Origin of the sequence: Marinobacterium iners (assembly GCF_017310015.1) — a bacterium.
Taxonomy (GTDB): Bacteria; Pseudomonadota; Gammaproteobacteria; order Pseudomonadales; family Balneatricaceae; genus Marinobacterium; species Marinobacterium iners.
Map to the genome: position 1 here is coordinate 2,686,316 of NZ_CP022297.1, position 15,797 is coordinate 2,702,112.

Here is a 15,797-nt window from a genome sequence, read left to right on the forward strand (position 1 = left end):
TGACCTTAGTTTGGATCAGCAGGCGATGCTCCGCCATGACAATTTCCGGCAGCAAATTTGTTAAAAAAAGACAACTGAATACCACCCCATACAGGCAAAATAATGTCTCTCTTCAACTGCAATTTCCGATTTTTCGCCTATAATCAAACTCCCGTTCCAATTCTTCGGGTGCAATATGTGGTCCAAGGCTGTACTGCTGCTCTGCTTCTGCCTGCCCATTTCACTGAGCACACATGCTATTGCTGCCCATTCAGCGGATACCGCCACAGTTGAATTGACCACGGCTTTTCTGATCGAAACAGGACCCCGCTTGAACCCTTCCACGGCTGCAGAACTTTGGCACAAGGGGCAATTCACACCCTATGCCGACACACTGGCGCTCGGGTTGGGCAGCAAACCGGTCTGGATTGCCCTGAAGTTGCACAATGACACCGGCAGTCAACTGGAGCGCAGCCTTCTGCTGGATACTGCCTGGCTGGATGAGATACGGCTGTACCAGTACCGCGGCCCACGGTTACACCACCAGGTTGTGGCGGGAGATCTGCAGCCATTTGCCAATCGCAACCCATTACTGACCGGGTTTCTGTTTCCACTGGAGCTGAGCCCGGGTGAGCACCTTGTGCTGCTGCGAATCAGTACACCCGACCCGATGCTGTTACCGTTGCGCCTGCTGGATGACGAACAGCTGGAACACCTCCCGCTGCAACGCTTGACCAGCTACGGCTTGAGTTATGGCTTTCTGCTGGCATTGATCTTCTACAATACGGCGCTGTTCTTCGGTATTCGAGACCGTCACCACCTGTTATATGCGCTCTATTTGGGCTCATTCCTGCTGGTTAACCTGGCCTACTCGGGCCATGGCCTGGCCTGGTTTTGGAGTGAGGCCACCGAATGGCAACGCTGGGCACCACCAACACTGATGATCCTGTTCGGCTGTTGCGGACTCCTGTTTGCCACCAGCTTTCTGCATATACGTCAGTACTGCTCTCGTGGCTATCGGGTGGTACAGCTTGCAGCCGCTCTGGCCCTTCTCAGCCTCACTGCAGGCTGGCTGATAGACTCACAACTGGTCGCACTGAGCGCCGCTTTTATGTTCATGCTGGTTTTCACCAGCCTTATGCTGCTGATGGGGCTGTGCCGAGTCACACAAGGCAGTGTCAGTGCTCGTTTTTACCTGCTGGCCGTTATCTCCGGCACCTGTGGCACCGTCATTACCACACTGGCCGTATTAGGGCGCCTGCCCTTGGGGGAGTGGAGCTTTCGCGCCGCCGAAATCGGCATGCTGGCCGAAGCCACCCTACTGGCACTGGCGCTTGCGGCGCGCATACGTCATGTACATCGTGAACAGATTCGGGCGGAGCATGCCGCCAATACCGACCCTTTAACGCTGCTCAATAACCGTCGTGCGCTTTATCGTCTGGCCGAGAGCCACTGGCAAACCGGAAACCGCCGGCGGCGCCCACTCAGTGCCGTAGTGCTGGATATCGATCATTTCAAGCAGTGCAATGACACGCACGGTCACGCAGCCGGTGACCGGGTGTTATGTCAGTTGGGCCAGTGCATTTTGAATACGGTACGCGAGGGTGACCTGGCGGCACGCTGGGGCGGTGAAGAGTTTCTGATTTTGTTGCCTGATACTGACCTGGAAGATGCAGGTCGTTTTGCTGCCCGACTGCTTGAGCAGATCCGCCTTACACAGCTGACTCTGAACGGCCGACTGATCGAGGTTACGGCCAGCATCGGGATTGCAGAGCAGTCAGAACAGGATCGCAGCCTCGACGATCTGATCGGCCGTGCTGATCAGGCGCTGTATGAAGCCAAGCACCAGGGGCGCAACCGCATTTTTCGACAGCAGATTGGCACGGATGGAAACGATCAGTTCAGCGAGGTGTTGATCCACGAATCAACGGGCTGAAACAGGCCACATCTGCATGGGGAAAACTAACGCTCGCTTGCCAGTGCTGCGCCAGCCAGCGGAAGCTGGTTTCAGCGAAAAAGGTGATATGGGTAGGGTCATTGCGATAGTGCCAGCTGCGAAAGCGCTCGTCATCCAGCACCCGCTTGGTCTGCAGCACCAGCAGCCCGTTCGGAGTCAGCAATGACCAGAGTTGATCCAGAACAGTCAGGGGGTCGGCCAGGTGCTCGACCACTTCGGTACAGGTAATAAAATCGTACGGTTGCTGCAGAGATGCCAAGTCAGGATGGTAATACTTGTCATACAGTGACATCTCGTAGCCGGCTTCACGCGCCATCTCAACCAGAGCAGGCCCCGGGCCACAGCCAAAATCGAGCCCCTTGGCGGGTGGTGGCTGTTGCTGCCTGACCTGATCAAATGCGCGTGACAGAAAACGGCGATACCCGGGATCATCAACCGTATTTTCATGATCGTCATAAACAGCCTTTTCAGCCTGCTCAGACAACCTCTGCGCAGGTTCCAAATGCACCAGCTCACAGGTTCGACAACGGTAATATAGTCGTTCTTTACACGACAGCGGGTAAAGGTCATCACTGCCGCACAAAGGGCAACACCCAGTGGGGTTTTCTGTCTGCAGCACGCGCCAGCTCCGCTCAAGTTAAAACAGGCGGATAATGTCATATGACTGACCTGCGCACCATATTCGAGCCCCCTGTTTGCTGACAGGACTCTCAGTGAAAGGCTTTGTGGCGACGATCCAGCTTGTGGTTGCTGAGAATAACATGCTTAAGCTTGTTCAGTTTTGCCAACCGATTCATGGCCAGCAATTCAATGACCCCTGCCGCCAGCATCATCTTGATCACAAACGATTGCTCCGCCAGCAAGGGGTGAAACTGGCCACCATTGCCGGTAAACAGAAGGTAGATGCCAAACCCAATGACCAGCGTGGCTGGCAATGTAATCAGGTTATATTTGCGGATGTGACGGTTAATGTCTTTAACCTGAATCCGTGACTTCAAACCCTCACTGATTCCTTGTAGCCCTGTAATCATGGGGGGTGTAACGATAAAATGAAGCTCGCTATCGATTCACCCAGACAGTGAACTCTGACCATGCGTACCTTCAAGCTCGAACAGTCCAAAACCGAGGTCATTACACCTCACGGCGGCCTTGCCGTCGTCGGATATAGTCTCAATACGATGACCTCTCTGGCCAAGACCTCGCGCACCCTCGTCAAACGCCACGGTATCTCTAACATCGATCTCATCCGTACCTATTTGGGGCTGATCTGTCTGGGCAAGAGCGACTTCGAAGCCGTTGAGCAGACACGCCATGATGACTTCTTCAAAGCCGCGATGGGAATCAAGCAATCACCTTCATCCGCCCGACTGCGTCAGCGATTCGATGAGGATGCCCAGGCACTGATTCCATTGCTGGATGAGGCCAGCGTCGAGTTCCTGCACAACGCTTCAATATCTGTCGGTACTCTCGTCACGGGCCATGTGCCGCTGGACATCGACGTATTCCCCATGGACAACAGCAACAGTAAAAAAGAGGGCGTGGCCTATACCTACAAAGGGCATGATGGCTACGCGCCCATTGCCGCCTACCTGGGCACTGAAGGCTGGTGTCTGGGCTGTGAACTGCGACCCGGCAACCAGCACGCCAACAAAGAGTTTATTCACACCCTCGACCGCGTACTGCCACGGGCTCGACACCTGACAGAGGCACCCCTGCTGGTGAGACTCGACAGCGCGCACGATGCCGCCGACAACCGTGCGTACTTTCGTGCCCATGGGGTGGACTATCTGATCAAGTGGAACCCCCGTTCGCAAGACGGACTGGCGTGGATGGACAAGGCTCATGCGGCTGGTGCACTCTGGTGTCATGTCCGACCCGGAAAAATGGAAACGTTGGTGAGCGAACCGCTGGATGGCACTGGCGACCGTCTGATCGTCAAAGTCACGGTGCGCCAGAGTGACGCCAAGGGGCAGATGTTTCTGGAACCTGAGGTCAGCCTTGAAGGCTGGACCACCTCACTCTCATCCGAGATCGCGGATGAGGCAACCGTCATGGCGCTGTATTGCGATCATGCCACCAGCGAACAGTTTCATAGTGAATTCAAAACCGACCTCGACCTGGAACGCCTGCCATCCGGTAAATTCGATACCAACGATCTGATCATGGCGTTCGCCGTATTGGGGTACAACATCCTGCGCTGGATGGGTCAGCGGGCACTACTGGGGCCGGATGCGCCGGTCCGTCATTCAGCCAAGCGCCGGCGGCTGCGCACGGTCATGCAGGAACTGATGTATATGGCCTGCCGCCTGATCAGTAGCGGTCGTCAGCTTAGCCTGCGCTTTGGTCGTAACTGTCCGGGGTTCAAAGCGTTCAGTCGGGTGTATGGATCTGCCTGATCCGTCACCAGGCATCGACACATCCAGCAAGTGCCAGGTATGGCAGGATCGGGTGTGGCCACACCAATGGAGCTGGTTATAAAACATACAGGTAAAGTACCATGGACAGACCGGCGGCGCGCTTAAACACCGGTGTACGGTGGACGAAAGCACCTGGCTGAAGAGGCTTCGCGAGTTCAGCCCAGCAGAGCTGAATCTGCGTATGAAGTCACTGATTCAGGAAAGACTTATTGTGCCATAACGATTAGTTGAGCCGTATTCGTTGAGCTTAGCGCGGTTGAAAATATCCTAACCCTTTAGATAGCAATAATAAACCACCGTTTGTTGGACGGTGCTGATACCGCCCTCCTGTGTCATTTTCAGAAGACGACTGCACCAATTGACGGGGCGTAACGCCAGATGTGCAGGCGACTCCTGACAACGCAATATCAGAAGTCATCTGCACCAATCTCGACTATGCTCAATACTCGTGTGCACCAAAGCGAGGTGTGAGCATGGCGTCAGACACATCATTGATTGCCGAGCAAGGCGTGGCCACCCTGCCCGATGCGGCTTGGGCGCAGGCCCGGCAACGGGCGGAAATCATCGGGCCGCTGGCAGCGCTTGATGTGGTCGGGCATGAAGCCGCCGATGCCGCTGCTCACGCGCTTGGCCTGTCCAGGCGGCAGGTGTATGTCCTAATCCGCCGTGCCCGGCAAGGTGCTGGGCTTGTGACGGACCTGGCTCGCAGCCGATCCGGCGGCGGAAAAGGCAAGGGACGCTTGCCGGAATCAGTTGAGCGCATCATCCGCGAGTTGCTGCAAAAGCGCTTCCTGACCAAGCAGAAGCGTAGCCTGGCAGCGTTCCACCGCGAGGTCGCGCAGGCTTGCAAAGCGCAAAAGCTGCGGGCGCCGGCGCGCAACACCGTGGCTCTGCGGATCGCCGGCCTCGATCCGCTCAAGGCCACTCGCCGCCGGGAAGGTCAGGATGCGTCCCGCAGCCTGCAAGGTGTCGGTGGTGAGCCTCCCGCCGTGACCGCGCCACTGGAACAAGTGCAGATTGATCACACGGTCATCGACCTGATCGTGGTGGACGAGCGCGACCGGCAACCGATTGGCCGTCCGTATCTGACCATCGCCATCGACGTGTTTACCCGCTGCGTGCTCGGCATGGTCGTCACGCTGGAAGCGCCGTCATCTGTTTCGGTCGGCCTGTGCCTTGTGCATGTCGCCTGCGACAAGCGTCCCTGGCTGGAGGGTCTGAACATAGAAATGGAGTGGCCGATGAGCGGCAAGCCCAGGCTGCTCTACCTAGACAACGCGGCCGAGTTCAAGAGCGAAGCGCTACGCCGAGGCTGCGAGCAGCATGGCATCCGGCTTGACTATCGCCCGCTCGGGCAGCCGCACTACGGCGGCATCGTGGAACGGATCATCGGCACGGCGATGCAGATGATCCACGACGAATTGCCAGGGACGACCTTCTCCAACCCTGACCAGCGCGGCGACTACGATTCCGAAAACAAGGCCGCCCTGACGCTGCGTGAGCTGGAGCGCTGGCTCACATTGGCGGTCGGCACCTACCACGGCTCCGTGCACAACGGCCTGCTCCAGCCGCCGGCAGCGCGCTGGGCCGAAGCTATCGCGCGGACCGGCGTGCCAACCGTCATCACTCGCACCACGGCTTTTCTGGTCGATTTTCTGCCCATCATCCGCCGCACGCTGACCCGCACCGGCTTCGTCATCGACCACATCCATTACTACGCCGATGCGCTCAAGCCGTGGATAGCTCGGCGCGACCGCTTGCCTGCGTTCCTGATCCGGCGCGACCCGCGCGACATCAGCCGCATTTGGGTGCTGGAGCCGGAGGGGCAGCACTATCTGGAAATTCCATACCGCACCTTGTCGCACCCGGCTGTCACCCTCTGGGAACAACGACAGGCGCTGGCGAAATTGCGGCAGCAAGGGCGCGAACAGGTGGATGAGTCGGCGCTGTTTCGCATGATCGGCCAGATGCGCGAAATCGTGTCCACCGCGCAGAAAGCTACGCGCAAGGCGCGGCGCGACGCGGATCGACGCCAGCATCTCAAGGCAACGGCAGTTCTTTTCAAAACCACGCCACCACCGGACGCGGACATGGCTGACCCGCAGGCAGACAACCAGCCACCTGCCAAACCGTTCGACCAGATTGAGGAGTGGTAGCCGTGGAAGAATATCCCATCATCGACTTGTCCCACCTGATGCCGGTGGCCCAGGGCTTGGCCCGTCTTCCGGCGGACGAACGCATCCATCGCCTTCGCGCTGACCGCTGGATCGGCTATCCGCGAGCAGTCGAGGCGCTGAATCGGCTGGAAGCCCTGTATGCGTGGCCGAACAAACAACGCATGCCCAACCTGCTGTTGGTCGGTCCAACCAACAACGGCAAGTCGATGATCGTCGAGAAATTCCGCCGCACCCATCCGGCCAGCTCCGACGCCGACCAGGAGCACATCCCAGTGTTGGTTGTGCAGATGCCGTCCGAGCCGTCGGTGATCCGCTTCTACATCGCGCTACTTGCCGCGATGGGCGCGCCATTGCGCCCGCGCCCACGGCTGCCGGAAATGGAGCAATTGGCGCTGGCACTGCTGCGCAAGGTCGGCGTGCGCATGCTGGTGATCGACGAGTTGCACAACGTCCTGGCCGGCAACAGCGTCAACCGCCGGGAATTCCTCAATCTGTTGCGTTTCCTCGGCAACGAGCTGCGCATCCCGCTGGTCGGGGTCGGCACACGCGATGCCTACTTGGCGATCCGCTCGGACGACCAGTTGGAAAACCGCTTCGAGCCGATGATGCTGCCGGTGTGGGAGGCCAACGACGATTGCTGCTCACTGCTGGCCAGCTTCGCGGCTTCACTCCCGCTGCGGCGACCCTCGTCGATTGCCACGCTGGATATGGCCCGCTACCTGCTCACGCGCAGCGAGGGCACCATCGGCGAGCTGGCGCACCTGTTGATGGCGGCGGCCGTCGCTGCCGTGGAGAGCGGTGAGGAAGCGATCAACCATCGCACGCTCAGCATGGCCGATTACACCGGTCCCAGCGAGCGGCGGCGGCAATTCGAGCGGGAACTGATGTGAAGCCAGCGCCACACTGGCCACTGCATCCGGCTCCCAGGGAAGGCGAAGCCTTGTCTTCGTGGCTCAACCGCGTGGCCCTTTGCTATCACATGGAGGTGTCCGAGCTGCTGGAGCACGATCTTGGTCACGGCCAGGTTGATGACCTGGACACCGCGCCACCACTGGCGCTGCTGGCGATGCTCTCCCAGCGGAGCGGCATCGAGCCGGACCGGCTGCGTTGCATGAGTTTCGCCGGCTGGGTGCCTTGGCTACTGGACAGCCTTGATGATCAGATTCCAGACGCATTGGAAACCTATGCGTTCCAGCTCTCGGTGCTGCTGCCGAAACTCCGCCGTAGGACGCGATCCATCACGAGCTGGCGTGCCTGGCTGCCCAGCCAGCCGATACATCGCGCCTGCCCGCTCTGTCTGAACGACCCGGCAAACCAAGCCGTACTGCTTGCATGGAAGCTGCCCCTGATGCTGAGCTGCCCGCTGCATGGCTGCTGGCTGGAATCCTATTGGGGCGTGCCTGGGCGGTTTCTCGGCTGGGAGAACGCCGACACTGCGCCGCGCACCGCCAGCGACGCGATTGCGGTGATGGACCGGCGCACCTGGCAGGCACTGACGACCGGCCATGTGGAGCTGCCGCGCCGACGCATCCACGCTGGATTGTGGTTTCGGCTACTACGCACGCTGCTCGATGAGCTGAACACCCCGCTTTCGACGTGCGGAACCTGCGCGGGGTATCTCCGCCAAGTCTGGGAAGGCTGCGGGCATCCGCTGCGTGCTGGGCAAAGTCTGTGGCGACCGTATGAAACCCTGAACCCGGCAGTACGGTTGCAGATGCTGGAGGCGGCGGCAACGGCAATCAGCTTGATTGAGGTGAGGGATATAAGCCCGCCGGGCGAGCATGCAAAGCTGTTCTGGTCCGAACCCCAAACCGGTTTCACCAGTGGCCTGTCGGCGAAAACGCCGAAGCCCGAACCCGTCGATCACTGGCAACGGGCGGTCCAGGCTATCAATGAGGCGATCATTGAAGCGCGGCACAACCCCGAGACGGCTCGCTCGCTGTTCGCGTTGGCTTCCTATGGTCGGCGCGACCCCGCTTCCCAGGAACAGTTGCGCGCCACCTTTGCAAAGGAAGGCATCCCTCCGGAATTTCTGTCACATTACGAGCCTGATGGACCCTTTGCATGTCTTAGATAGAGTGACGGGTTAAGTGACAAATTTTGACGACCAGAACTTTCCGGCGCACACTGTCACATAATCGAACGTATATGTGACAGGTACGACATGCTGATAGGCTACATGCGGGTATCGAAGGCGGACGGCTCCCAGGCTACCGATTTGCAGCGCGACGCGCTGATTGCCGCCGGGGTCGATCCAGTACATCTTTACGAGGACCAGGCATCCGGCATGCGCGAGGATCGGCCCGGCTTGACGAGCTGCCTGAAGGCGTTGCGAACTGGCGACACACTGGTCGTGTGGAAACTGGATCGGCTCGGACGCGACCTGCGACATCTCATCAACACCGTGCACGACCTGACTGGGCGCGGCATCGGCTTGAAGGTATTAACCGGGCACGGCGCGGCCATCGACACCACGACCGCCGCCGGCAAGCTGGTCTTTGGCATCTTCGCCGCCCTGGCCGAGTTCGAGCGCGAGTTGATCGCGGAGCGCACGATTGCCGGCCTAGCCTCGGCCCGCGCGCGCGGGCGGAAAGGCGGCCGGCCGTTCAAGATGACCGCCGCCAAGCTGCGGCTGGCGATGGCGGCAATGGGTCAGCCAGAGACCAAGGTCGGCGACCTGTGCCAGGAACTTGGCGTCACGCGGCAGACCCTGTATCGGCATGTTTCACCCAAGGGTGAGCTACGTCCAGATGGCGAGAAGCTACTCAGCCGAATTTGATGCCGGCATGAGGCAACGTAGCGACAGCGTGGTTTGTCTCAATGGGAAGCGCTCATGATCGATCTTTGAAGGCCCGCAGCAGTCATGTCACAGACAGGACGAACAAACCGGTCAGCGTGAGGGCTGCGATACCCCAGTACTCTCCGATGAACGCGCCGGCCGTCGTGCCGGCCAGCACAATGGCGAGAATCGGCAAATGGCAGGGACAGGTGAGCACGGCCAGCGCGCCCCACAGGTAGCCGGTGATCGGTTTGTGCGTCTCGGACGGCAAGCGCTCGGGGCTGTTCATGGCAGACTCTCCGCGTGCTGTGCCGGCTCGGTCGGCATGGTGGCCAACTGCACCTCCAGATCGGCCAACGCTTCGCGCCGACGCTCGACGAACTGGCGCAGAACGGCAAGCTGCGCGGCCGCTTCATCGCCGTCCGCAGCATCCAGCGCCCGGCACAGCCGCGCCAGCGCGTCCAGGCCGATGCCCGCCTCGAAGGCCGCCCGCACGAAGCACAGCCGTTGCAAGGCGGCATCATCGAACAGGCCATAGCCGCCCGGGGTGCACGCCACCGGACGCAGCAATCCGCGCAGCAGGTAGTCGCGCACGATATGCACGCTCACCCCGGCATCAAGGGCCAGCCGGGACACGGTGTAGGCGCTCATTGAAAACCTCCTTTTTTTATCCAGCGCAGCAGGAAAGCTGCTTCACGTCCTTGTTGAAGGTCTGCGCCGCAAGCTTCAACCCCTCGACCATTGTCAGGTAGGGGAACAACTGGTCGGCCAGTTCCTGCACCGTCATGCGGTTGCGGATGGCGAGCACCGCCGTCTGGATCAGTTCGCCCGCTTCCGGGGCCACCGCCTGCACGCCGATGAGCCGTCCGCTACCTTCCTCGATGACCAGCTTGATGAAGCCGCGTGTGTCGAAGTTGGCAAGCGCTCGCGGAACGTTGTCGAGTGTCAGCGTGCGACTGTCGGTCTCGATGCCATCGTGGTGCGCTTCCGCCTCGCTGTAGCCCACGGTGGCGACTTGCGGGTCGGTGAACACCACTGCCGGCATCGCGGTCAGATTGAGGGCTGCGTCGCCGCCGGTCATGTTGATCGCGGCACGGGTGCCGGCGGCCGCTGCCACGTAGACGAACTGCGGCTGGTCGGTGCAGTCGCCGGCCGCGTAGATGTTCGGGTTGCTCGTGCGCATGCCTTGGTCGATAACGATGGCCCCTTGCGCATTGACAGTGACCCCCGCCGCGTCCAGCGCGAGGCTGCGCGTATTCGGTGCCCGACCGGTGGCAACCAGCAACTTGTCAGCGCGCAATTCACCGTGTCCGGTGGTCAGCACGAATTCGCCGTTCACATGGGCGACCTGGCTGGCTTGCGTGTGCTCCAGCACCTCGATGCCCTCGGCGCGGAAAGCGGCTGTCACGGCCTCGCCGATGGCCGGGTCTTCCCGGAAGAACAAGGTGCTGCGTGCCAGGATCGTGACCTGGCTGCCGAGCCGGGCAAAGGCTTGCGCCAGTTCCAACGCCACCACCGACGAACCGATCACGGCCAGGCGTGCGGGAATGGTGTCGCTGACAAGCGCTTCGGTGGAAGTCCAGTAGGGTGACTCTTTCAGGCCCGGAATCGGCGGCACGGCCGGACTGGCACCGGTGGCGACCAGGCAGCGGTCGAACGTTACCTCGCGCTCGCCACCCTCGTTCAAACGGACGACCAGGCTCTGGTCGTCCTTGAAACGCGCTTCACCGTGCAAAACGGTGATGGCTGGATTGCCGTCCAGGATGCCTTCGTATTTGGCGTGCCGCAGTTCATCGACACGGGCCTGCTGCTGGGCCAGCAGTTTGCTGCGGTCAATCGCAGGCACAGTTGCCGCAATACCGCCGTCGAACGGACTTTCCCGGCGCAGATGGGCAATATGGGCAGCGCGGATCATGATCTTGGACGGCACACAGCCGATATTGACGCAGGTGCCGCCGATGGTGCCGCGTTCGATCAGCGTGACCGTCGCGCCTTGCTCGACGGCCTTCAGCGCCGCCGCCATCGCGGCCCCGCCGCTGCCAATGATGGCGATATGCAAACCGGCGCCCTCAAGTGCATCACGGATTTTTGGTTCATCTTTGAAATCACCAACCCGGATCGAGCCTTGATAACCCAATGCGGCGATGGCGGCCAGCAGTTGGTTGTGGCTCACGGCGGTGTCTGCCATGACTTGCGCGCGGCTTTCTGGATAGGACACCACAGCGGCATTCACGCCGGGAATCTTTTCCAAAGCATCTTTGACATGGGTGGCGCAGGATGTGCAGGTCATGCCATTCACGGTGATTTCGGTCATTTTTTTACTCCATTGAATTTCGGGGTGCAGCAGGCATCGGCTTGGCGTTTTCGTTGGATGGCGTAGATGGTCAAGCCGATGAAAATCGCCAGCGCAGGCAGCAGCACATAGTCCAGATAGCCGGTCAGCGCGGACAAGCTGACCACACCGAGCAAAATGACCAGAACAGGGGTGAAGCAACACAGCGCCACGAGGGTTGTGCCAATGATGCTGACCCGCAGCAGTGTCTTCGGGTCTTTCATGATCAGTTCTTGACTGATGATGGGTAGCCCGCATCCTCGGTAGCCTTGGTCAGTTTCTGCACGCTGGTCTTGGCATCATCGAAGGTGACCACCGCTTCGCGCGTCTCGAAGGTCACGTCAACTTTACTGACGCCATCGACCTTGGAAATCGCCTTCTTGACAGTGATCGGACAGGCCGAGCAGGTCATGCCCGGTACGGACAGCGTAACGGTCTGGGTGGCGGCCCACACGGGGGCAACAACGGCAGCGAGGGCAAGGGCGGAAAGCAGCTTTTTCATGGTGAACTCCTGTGATCAATAGAAAAATGGCACGACGTAGGGAAATCCGAGCGCGACCAAAACCAGCACGGCCACGCCCCAGAAAATGAGCTTGTAAGTAGCTCGCACTTGGGGAATCGCGCAAACCTCACCCGGTTTGCAGGCGGCTGACGGCCGGTAGATGCGCCGCCAGGCGAAGAACAACGCCACCAGCGCCACGCCGATAAAGATGGGGCGATAGGGTTCCAACACCGTCAAGTTGCCGATCCAAGCGCCGCTGAACCCCAAGGCGATCAGAACCAGCGGCCCGAGGCAGCAAGCCGAGGCGAGGATGGCGGCCAGCCCGCCAGTGAAGAGCGCGCCGCGCCCGTTTTGAGGTTCAGACATACGTTTGTCCTTTCGAATCTGAATTGGATAGCTTAAGCTTACTTCCGTAGTTATGTACGGAGTCAAGCGATATGGAAAACAATTTGGAGAACCTGACCATTGGCGTTTTCGCCAGGACGGCCGGGGTCAATGTGGAGACCATCCGGTTCTATCAGCGCAAGGGCTTGCTCCCGGAACCGGACAAGCCTTACGGCAGCATTCGCCGCTATGGCGAGACGGATGTAACGCGGGTGCGCTTCGTGAAATCAGCCCAGCGGTTGGGCTTCAGCCTGGATGAGATCGCCGAGCTGCTGCGGCTGGAGGATGGCACCCATTGCGAGGAAGCCAGCAGCCTGGCCGAGCACAAGCTCAAGGACGTGCGCGAGAGGATGGCTGACCTGGCGCGCATGGAGGCCGTGCTGTCTGATTTGGTGTGCGCCTGCCATGCGCGGAAGGGGAACGTTTCCTGCCCGCTGATTGCGTCACTGCAAGGGAAGAAAGAACCGCGCAGTGCGGACGCGGTGTAGCCCGAGGGAACTACGCCTTAGCGTGCTTTATTTTCCGTTTTCTGAGGCGACTCCAACGTCAGAAAAGACCGTGCGGTCGACTTTTGATATTTCGTGCTGTCGCCTTCTGAAAGTGACATCCGAACCTGCCTTTTTGCCTTGCTTTGGTGACCATAAACCCGTCTAATAATCTACGAACATAAAAGGTACGTTTTCTGATGATTATTGGCTACGCACGGGTCAGTACCCATGACCAGCATCCTGAACTCCAGCTCGATGCACTCGATCAGGCCGGGTGCGAACAGATTTTCCAGGAAAAAATGACCGGCACCCTTCGGGAGCGACCTGAACTGTCGCTATGCCTGCGTACACTCCGAAAGGGCGATACTCTGGTGGTTTGGCGGATGGATCGGTTGGCTCGCTCGTTGAAGGATTTGGTTGAGATCATTGAAGACCTTCACAAGCGTGAAATTGGATTCCGGTCGTTGACTGAATCCATTGATACGACCAGTGCCAGCGGGAAGCTCGTTTTTCACATTTTTGGTGCGCTGGCTGAGTTTGAGCACAGTTTGATCCTGGAGCGAACGAAGGCAGGATTGGCAGCGGCACGGGCTCGGGGCCGGAAGGGAGGCCGCCCTGCATCAATGTCCAGTCATGATGTGAGGAAGGCTAAGGCCATGCTATCGGATCCCACCATGACCAAAGCAGAAGTTGCTCGGCACTTCTCTGTAAGTCGGACAACGCTGAATGCACATCTAAACAAAACAAAATAGTTGTTGCATGAATTTTGAGTTTGATCCAAACTACACTTAATGATTAAGACATTAGGGGTTTGGCATGGCTCGCACTCGGCATATTCATCAGCGGATGTCACAGCGTGGCATCAGTGGTCGTCTGATCGATTTGGTATCTCGTTACGGCGTCGATAATGGCGATAAGGTTGTTCTGGATCGCAAAAACACCGAAGCCTTACTGAAGGCAATGGATGCCATGCGTCAGGACTTACTGGCCATTCAGGCAAAAGGTGGTGTTGTGGTTGTTGAGCAGAACGGTGTTCAAATCACGACTTACGCACTTGATAGCTACTCACGTCGCGCAACAGGAGGTTGTCATGCAGCACACTAACAAAAATCAGTTGCGTGCAGTCGCGCAGCTTTTAGGAGCTCAGTCTTTCGTTAATCGCGCTCAGATTATTGTTGAAGTATCCCTTTTAGCGACTTGGGCGTGCTGGTCGTATAAGCAGTTTGGGGATGTTGCGTTCCATGAGCAGCAGCCAGACATACAGTATGCCTACAAAGACATGTCCAATCGTTACCCTGCTGGACACGTCTTTACTCAATCACGCCTATATGAAGTATGTCCTACCCCCCTTATTAACCAGGTTGTAGAGCGGCTGAACATGCTGGACTGGGCAGACAGTTTAGAGTGTATCGAATACCTGCTAGAAGTCGTGCGTGAATTTGAACCAGATGAACCGTACTACTTACTCTCTGATGCACTGGGCTCCCTAATGGCAGATCTCGTTCGGCCAGTCATTGCCTCTGATCGCGTTTGTACAACTGCTCTTTACCACGGCATGAGCTTGGCTGCCTTGCCAAACCTGAAGGGAACCGGCTCAATTCTTGTGCGTGTGAAAGAAGCCAGTCCGTTTCATGTTGCAGTCTGCGCCCTGTTGGAAACTCCTCTGGAGGAGGTAAGCAGCGTGTACAACTCGGCTTCTGACTCAGCCAGTTACATTATTTCAGTACCTCCTTTGGGAGCTGCTATAGAAAGTGATTCCTATCGTTTCTCCCACGAGGCAGGGGTTTATCGTGCAGCGAAGGAAATGGAAAGTCGAGCGGTTGTTCTGGTCCCGCCGAGCTTTTTATTCCAGCGCTCATCATCAGCGATCCGTGAACTGCTGATTGAAGATAATCTGCTCGAAGCTGTCATTGGTTTTCCGAAAGGTCAGTTGGATTTTGCAGCTGCTCCACCTGTCTTGCTGGTCCTTGATAAGCACCGTGAGAAGGGTGATCCAATCCAGTTTTACGGGCTGGACACGATACTTACCTCTGAAAAATACCGTGATTTAGTCGCTGCCGTGCATGATCGTGCACCAGGTAGCCACGGAGTCTTAGGAACACTGGATCAGGTTCGTGAAAAAAGCTATGACCTGACTGTGAATCGTTACTTCTTAGACGATGCAACCGCGGCCATCGATGCATTGGAAGATACGGTTTCACTAGATGGCGTTGCCGATATCATCCGAGCACAGAGCCTGAAGTCAGAGCCAGCACAGCCAAGTGAACCGGATTCATATATAGAAGTTGCGATAAAGGACATTGATGAATCGGGGCAGCTTTGTTCACCTGACAAGTGCATCAAGGTCGATCAGAAGCAACAGAAGCGGGTTAACAGTCAACGATTAAAGGCAGGCGATATATTGCTGGCCATCAAAGGTACAGTCGGCCGCGTTGCTCTGATCGGGGACAACTGCGGCACTAATTGGATTGCTGGACAGGCCTTCGTGATCATTCGTCCGAAGAAAACAGTCTCAGGCATCTACCTGTATCGCTTCTTGTCTTCAGACCTAGTGCAGCAATATCTCGCTGAGCGGGCAACAGGTGTGGCTATGAAGATGCTGAAGGCTGCAGATGTGGCTGATATACCTATACCTTTGATGAGTGCAAGCACCCAGGCCCAGGTCGAGCGGAATTACCGGGCTATTCAAGACGAATATGCCGCTATACATGAGCATTACGACACAATCCGTCGCTTGAAGTCCGAATACTGGACATTGAACACAGAACAGGGAGCGTCATAA

At 58.2% G+C, this 15,797-nt stretch carries 18 protein-coding genes; 10 read left to right on the forward strand and 8 right to left on the reverse strand.

Translation table 11 applies throughout. From position 1 onward, the window contains the following. Positions 1-175 precede the first annotated feature (175 nt). Positions 176-1,915, forward strand: coding sequence for a sensor domain-containing diguanylate cyclase (locus CFI10_RS12915; protein ID WP_206835071.1), 1,740 nt, complete (start codon positions 176-178; stop codon positions 1,913-1,915). Here CFI10_RS12915 and CFI10_RS12920 read toward each other — a convergent pair. Both CFI10_RS12920 and CFI10_RS12925 read right to left on the reverse strand, forming a co-directional pair. After that, entirely contained in the window at positions 1,881-2,555 is a 675-nt protein-coding gene (locus tag CFI10_RS12920) for a class I SAM-dependent methyltransferase (protein ID WP_242529987.1), read from the reverse strand. The genes CFI10_RS12915 and CFI10_RS12920 overlap by 35 nt on opposite strands. A gap of 91 nt (positions 2,556-2,646) precedes the next feature. Then, positions 2,647-2,934 (reverse strand): hypothetical protein, encoded by a 288-nt coding sequence (locus CFI10_RS12925; RefSeq protein WP_206835074.1) that lies wholly within the window; start codon positions 2,932-2,934, stop codon positions 2,647-2,649. A gap of 93 nt (positions 2,935-3,027) precedes the next feature. Between CFI10_RS12925 and CFI10_RS12930 the strand changes: the two genes are divergently transcribed. From CFI10_RS12930 to CFI10_RS12950, 5 genes are all read left to right on the forward strand, one after another. Next, positions 3,028-4,332, forward strand: coding sequence for an IS1380 family transposase (locus CFI10_RS12930; protein WP_206835077.1), 1,305 nt, complete (start codon positions 3,028-3,030; stop codon positions 4,330-4,332). A 494-nt stretch (positions 4,333-4,826) separates the two neighbouring features. Continuing rightward, positions 4,827-6,509, forward strand: a complete 1,683-nt coding sequence (locus CFI10_RS12935) for a Mu transposase C-terminal domain-containing protein (protein ID WP_010791757.1) — start codon at positions 4,827-4,829, stop codon at positions 6,507-6,509. Between the two features lie 2 nt (positions 6,510-6,511). Beyond that, positions 6,512-7,420, forward strand: coding sequence for a TniB family NTP-binding protein (locus CFI10_RS12940; RefSeq protein WP_038612208.1), 909 nt, complete (start codon positions 6,512-6,514; stop codon positions 7,418-7,420). Further along, complete coding sequence (locus CFI10_RS12945) at positions 7,417-8,607, forward strand: TniQ family protein (protein ID WP_038612209.1); 1,191 nt, start codon at positions 7,417-7,419, stop codon at positions 8,605-8,607. The genes CFI10_RS12940 and CFI10_RS12945 overlap by 4 nt, the downstream gene beginning before the upstream one ends. A gap of 87 nt (positions 8,608-8,694) precedes the next feature. Further along, the gene (locus tag CFI10_RS12950; RefSeq protein WP_000904941.1) at positions 8,695-9,309 is read left to right on the forward strand and encodes a recombinase family protein; all 615 of its coding nucleotides are present in this window, start codon (positions 8,695-8,697) and stop codon (positions 9,307-9,309) included. An 82-nt stretch (positions 9,310-9,391) separates the two neighbouring features. On the opposite strand, the gene merE is transcribed toward CFI10_RS12950, so the two are convergent. Genes merE through merT form a run of 6 tightly spaced genes read right to left on the reverse strand, consistent with a single transcriptional unit; the run spans position 9,392 to position 12,509 of the window. Beyond that, positions 9,392-9,598 carry a broad-spectrum mercury transporter MerE gene (gene merE, locus CFI10_RS12955; RefSeq protein ID WP_206835079.1) on the reverse strand — a complete coding sequence of 69 codons (207 nt, stop codon included), beginning with the start codon at positions 9,596-9,598 and terminating at the stop codon, positions 9,392-9,394. Then, a complete protein-coding gene (gene merD, locus CFI10_RS12960) occupies positions 9,595-9,960 on the reverse strand; it encodes a mercury resistance co-regulator MerD (RefSeq protein WP_003465059.1) in 366 nt (121 codons plus the stop codon). Before merD ends, merE begins: the two co-directional genes overlap by 4 nt. 16 nt (positions 9,961-9,976) lie before the next feature. Further along, complete coding sequence (merA, locus tag CFI10_RS12965; protein WP_000136268.1) at positions 9,977-11,623, reverse strand: mercury(II) reductase; 1,647 nt, start codon at positions 11,621-11,623, stop codon at positions 9,977-9,979. Continuing rightward, positions 11,620-11,865: a mercury resistance system transport protein MerF gene (merF, locus tag CFI10_RS12970; protein ID WP_023083081.1), complete on the reverse strand. Its 246-nt coding sequence runs from the start codon at positions 11,863-11,865 to the stop codon at positions 11,620-11,622. Before merF ends, merA begins: the two co-directional genes overlap by 4 nt. Positions 11,866-11,867: 2 nt before the next feature. After that, the gene (gene merP, locus CFI10_RS12975) at positions 11,868-12,143 is read right to left on the reverse strand and encodes a mercury resistance system periplasmic binding protein MerP (protein WP_000735441.1); all 276 of its coding nucleotides are present in this window, start codon (positions 12,141-12,143) and stop codon (positions 11,868-11,870) included. 15 nt (positions 12,144-12,158) lie between these two features. Next, entirely contained in the window at positions 12,159-12,509 is a 351-nt protein-coding gene (gene merT, locus CFI10_RS12980; RefSeq protein ID WP_001294667.1) for a mercuric ion transporter MerT, read from the reverse strand. A gap of 71 nt (positions 12,510-12,580) precedes the next feature. Here merT and merR point away from each other — a divergent pair, with 71 nt between their 5' ends. The 4 genes from merR (at position 12,581) to CFI10_RS13000 (ending at position 15,797) form a co-directional block, all read left to right on the forward strand. Further along, entirely contained in the window at positions 12,581-13,015 is a 435-nt protein-coding gene (gene merR / locus CFI10_RS12985) for an Hg(II)-responsive transcriptional regulator (protein WP_000429838.1), read from the forward strand. Positions 13,016-13,212: 197 nt separating this feature from the next. Continuing rightward, on the forward strand, positions 13,213-13,767 hold the full coding sequence (locus CFI10_RS12990; RefSeq protein ID WP_206835083.1) for a recombinase family protein: 555 nt from the start codon (positions 13,213-13,215) through the stop codon (positions 13,765-13,767). Positions 13,768-13,831: 64 nt separating this feature from the next. Continuing rightward, positions 13,832-14,119, forward strand: a complete 288-nt coding sequence (locus CFI10_RS12995) for a hypothetical protein (protein ID WP_206835086.1) — start codon at positions 13,832-13,834, stop codon at positions 14,117-14,119. Beyond that, a complete protein-coding gene (locus tag CFI10_RS13000; RefSeq protein WP_206835087.1) occupies positions 14,106-15,797 on the forward strand; it encodes a type I restriction-modification system subunit M/S in 1,692 nt (563 codons plus the stop codon). The genes CFI10_RS12995 and CFI10_RS13000 overlap by 14 nt, the downstream gene beginning before the upstream one ends.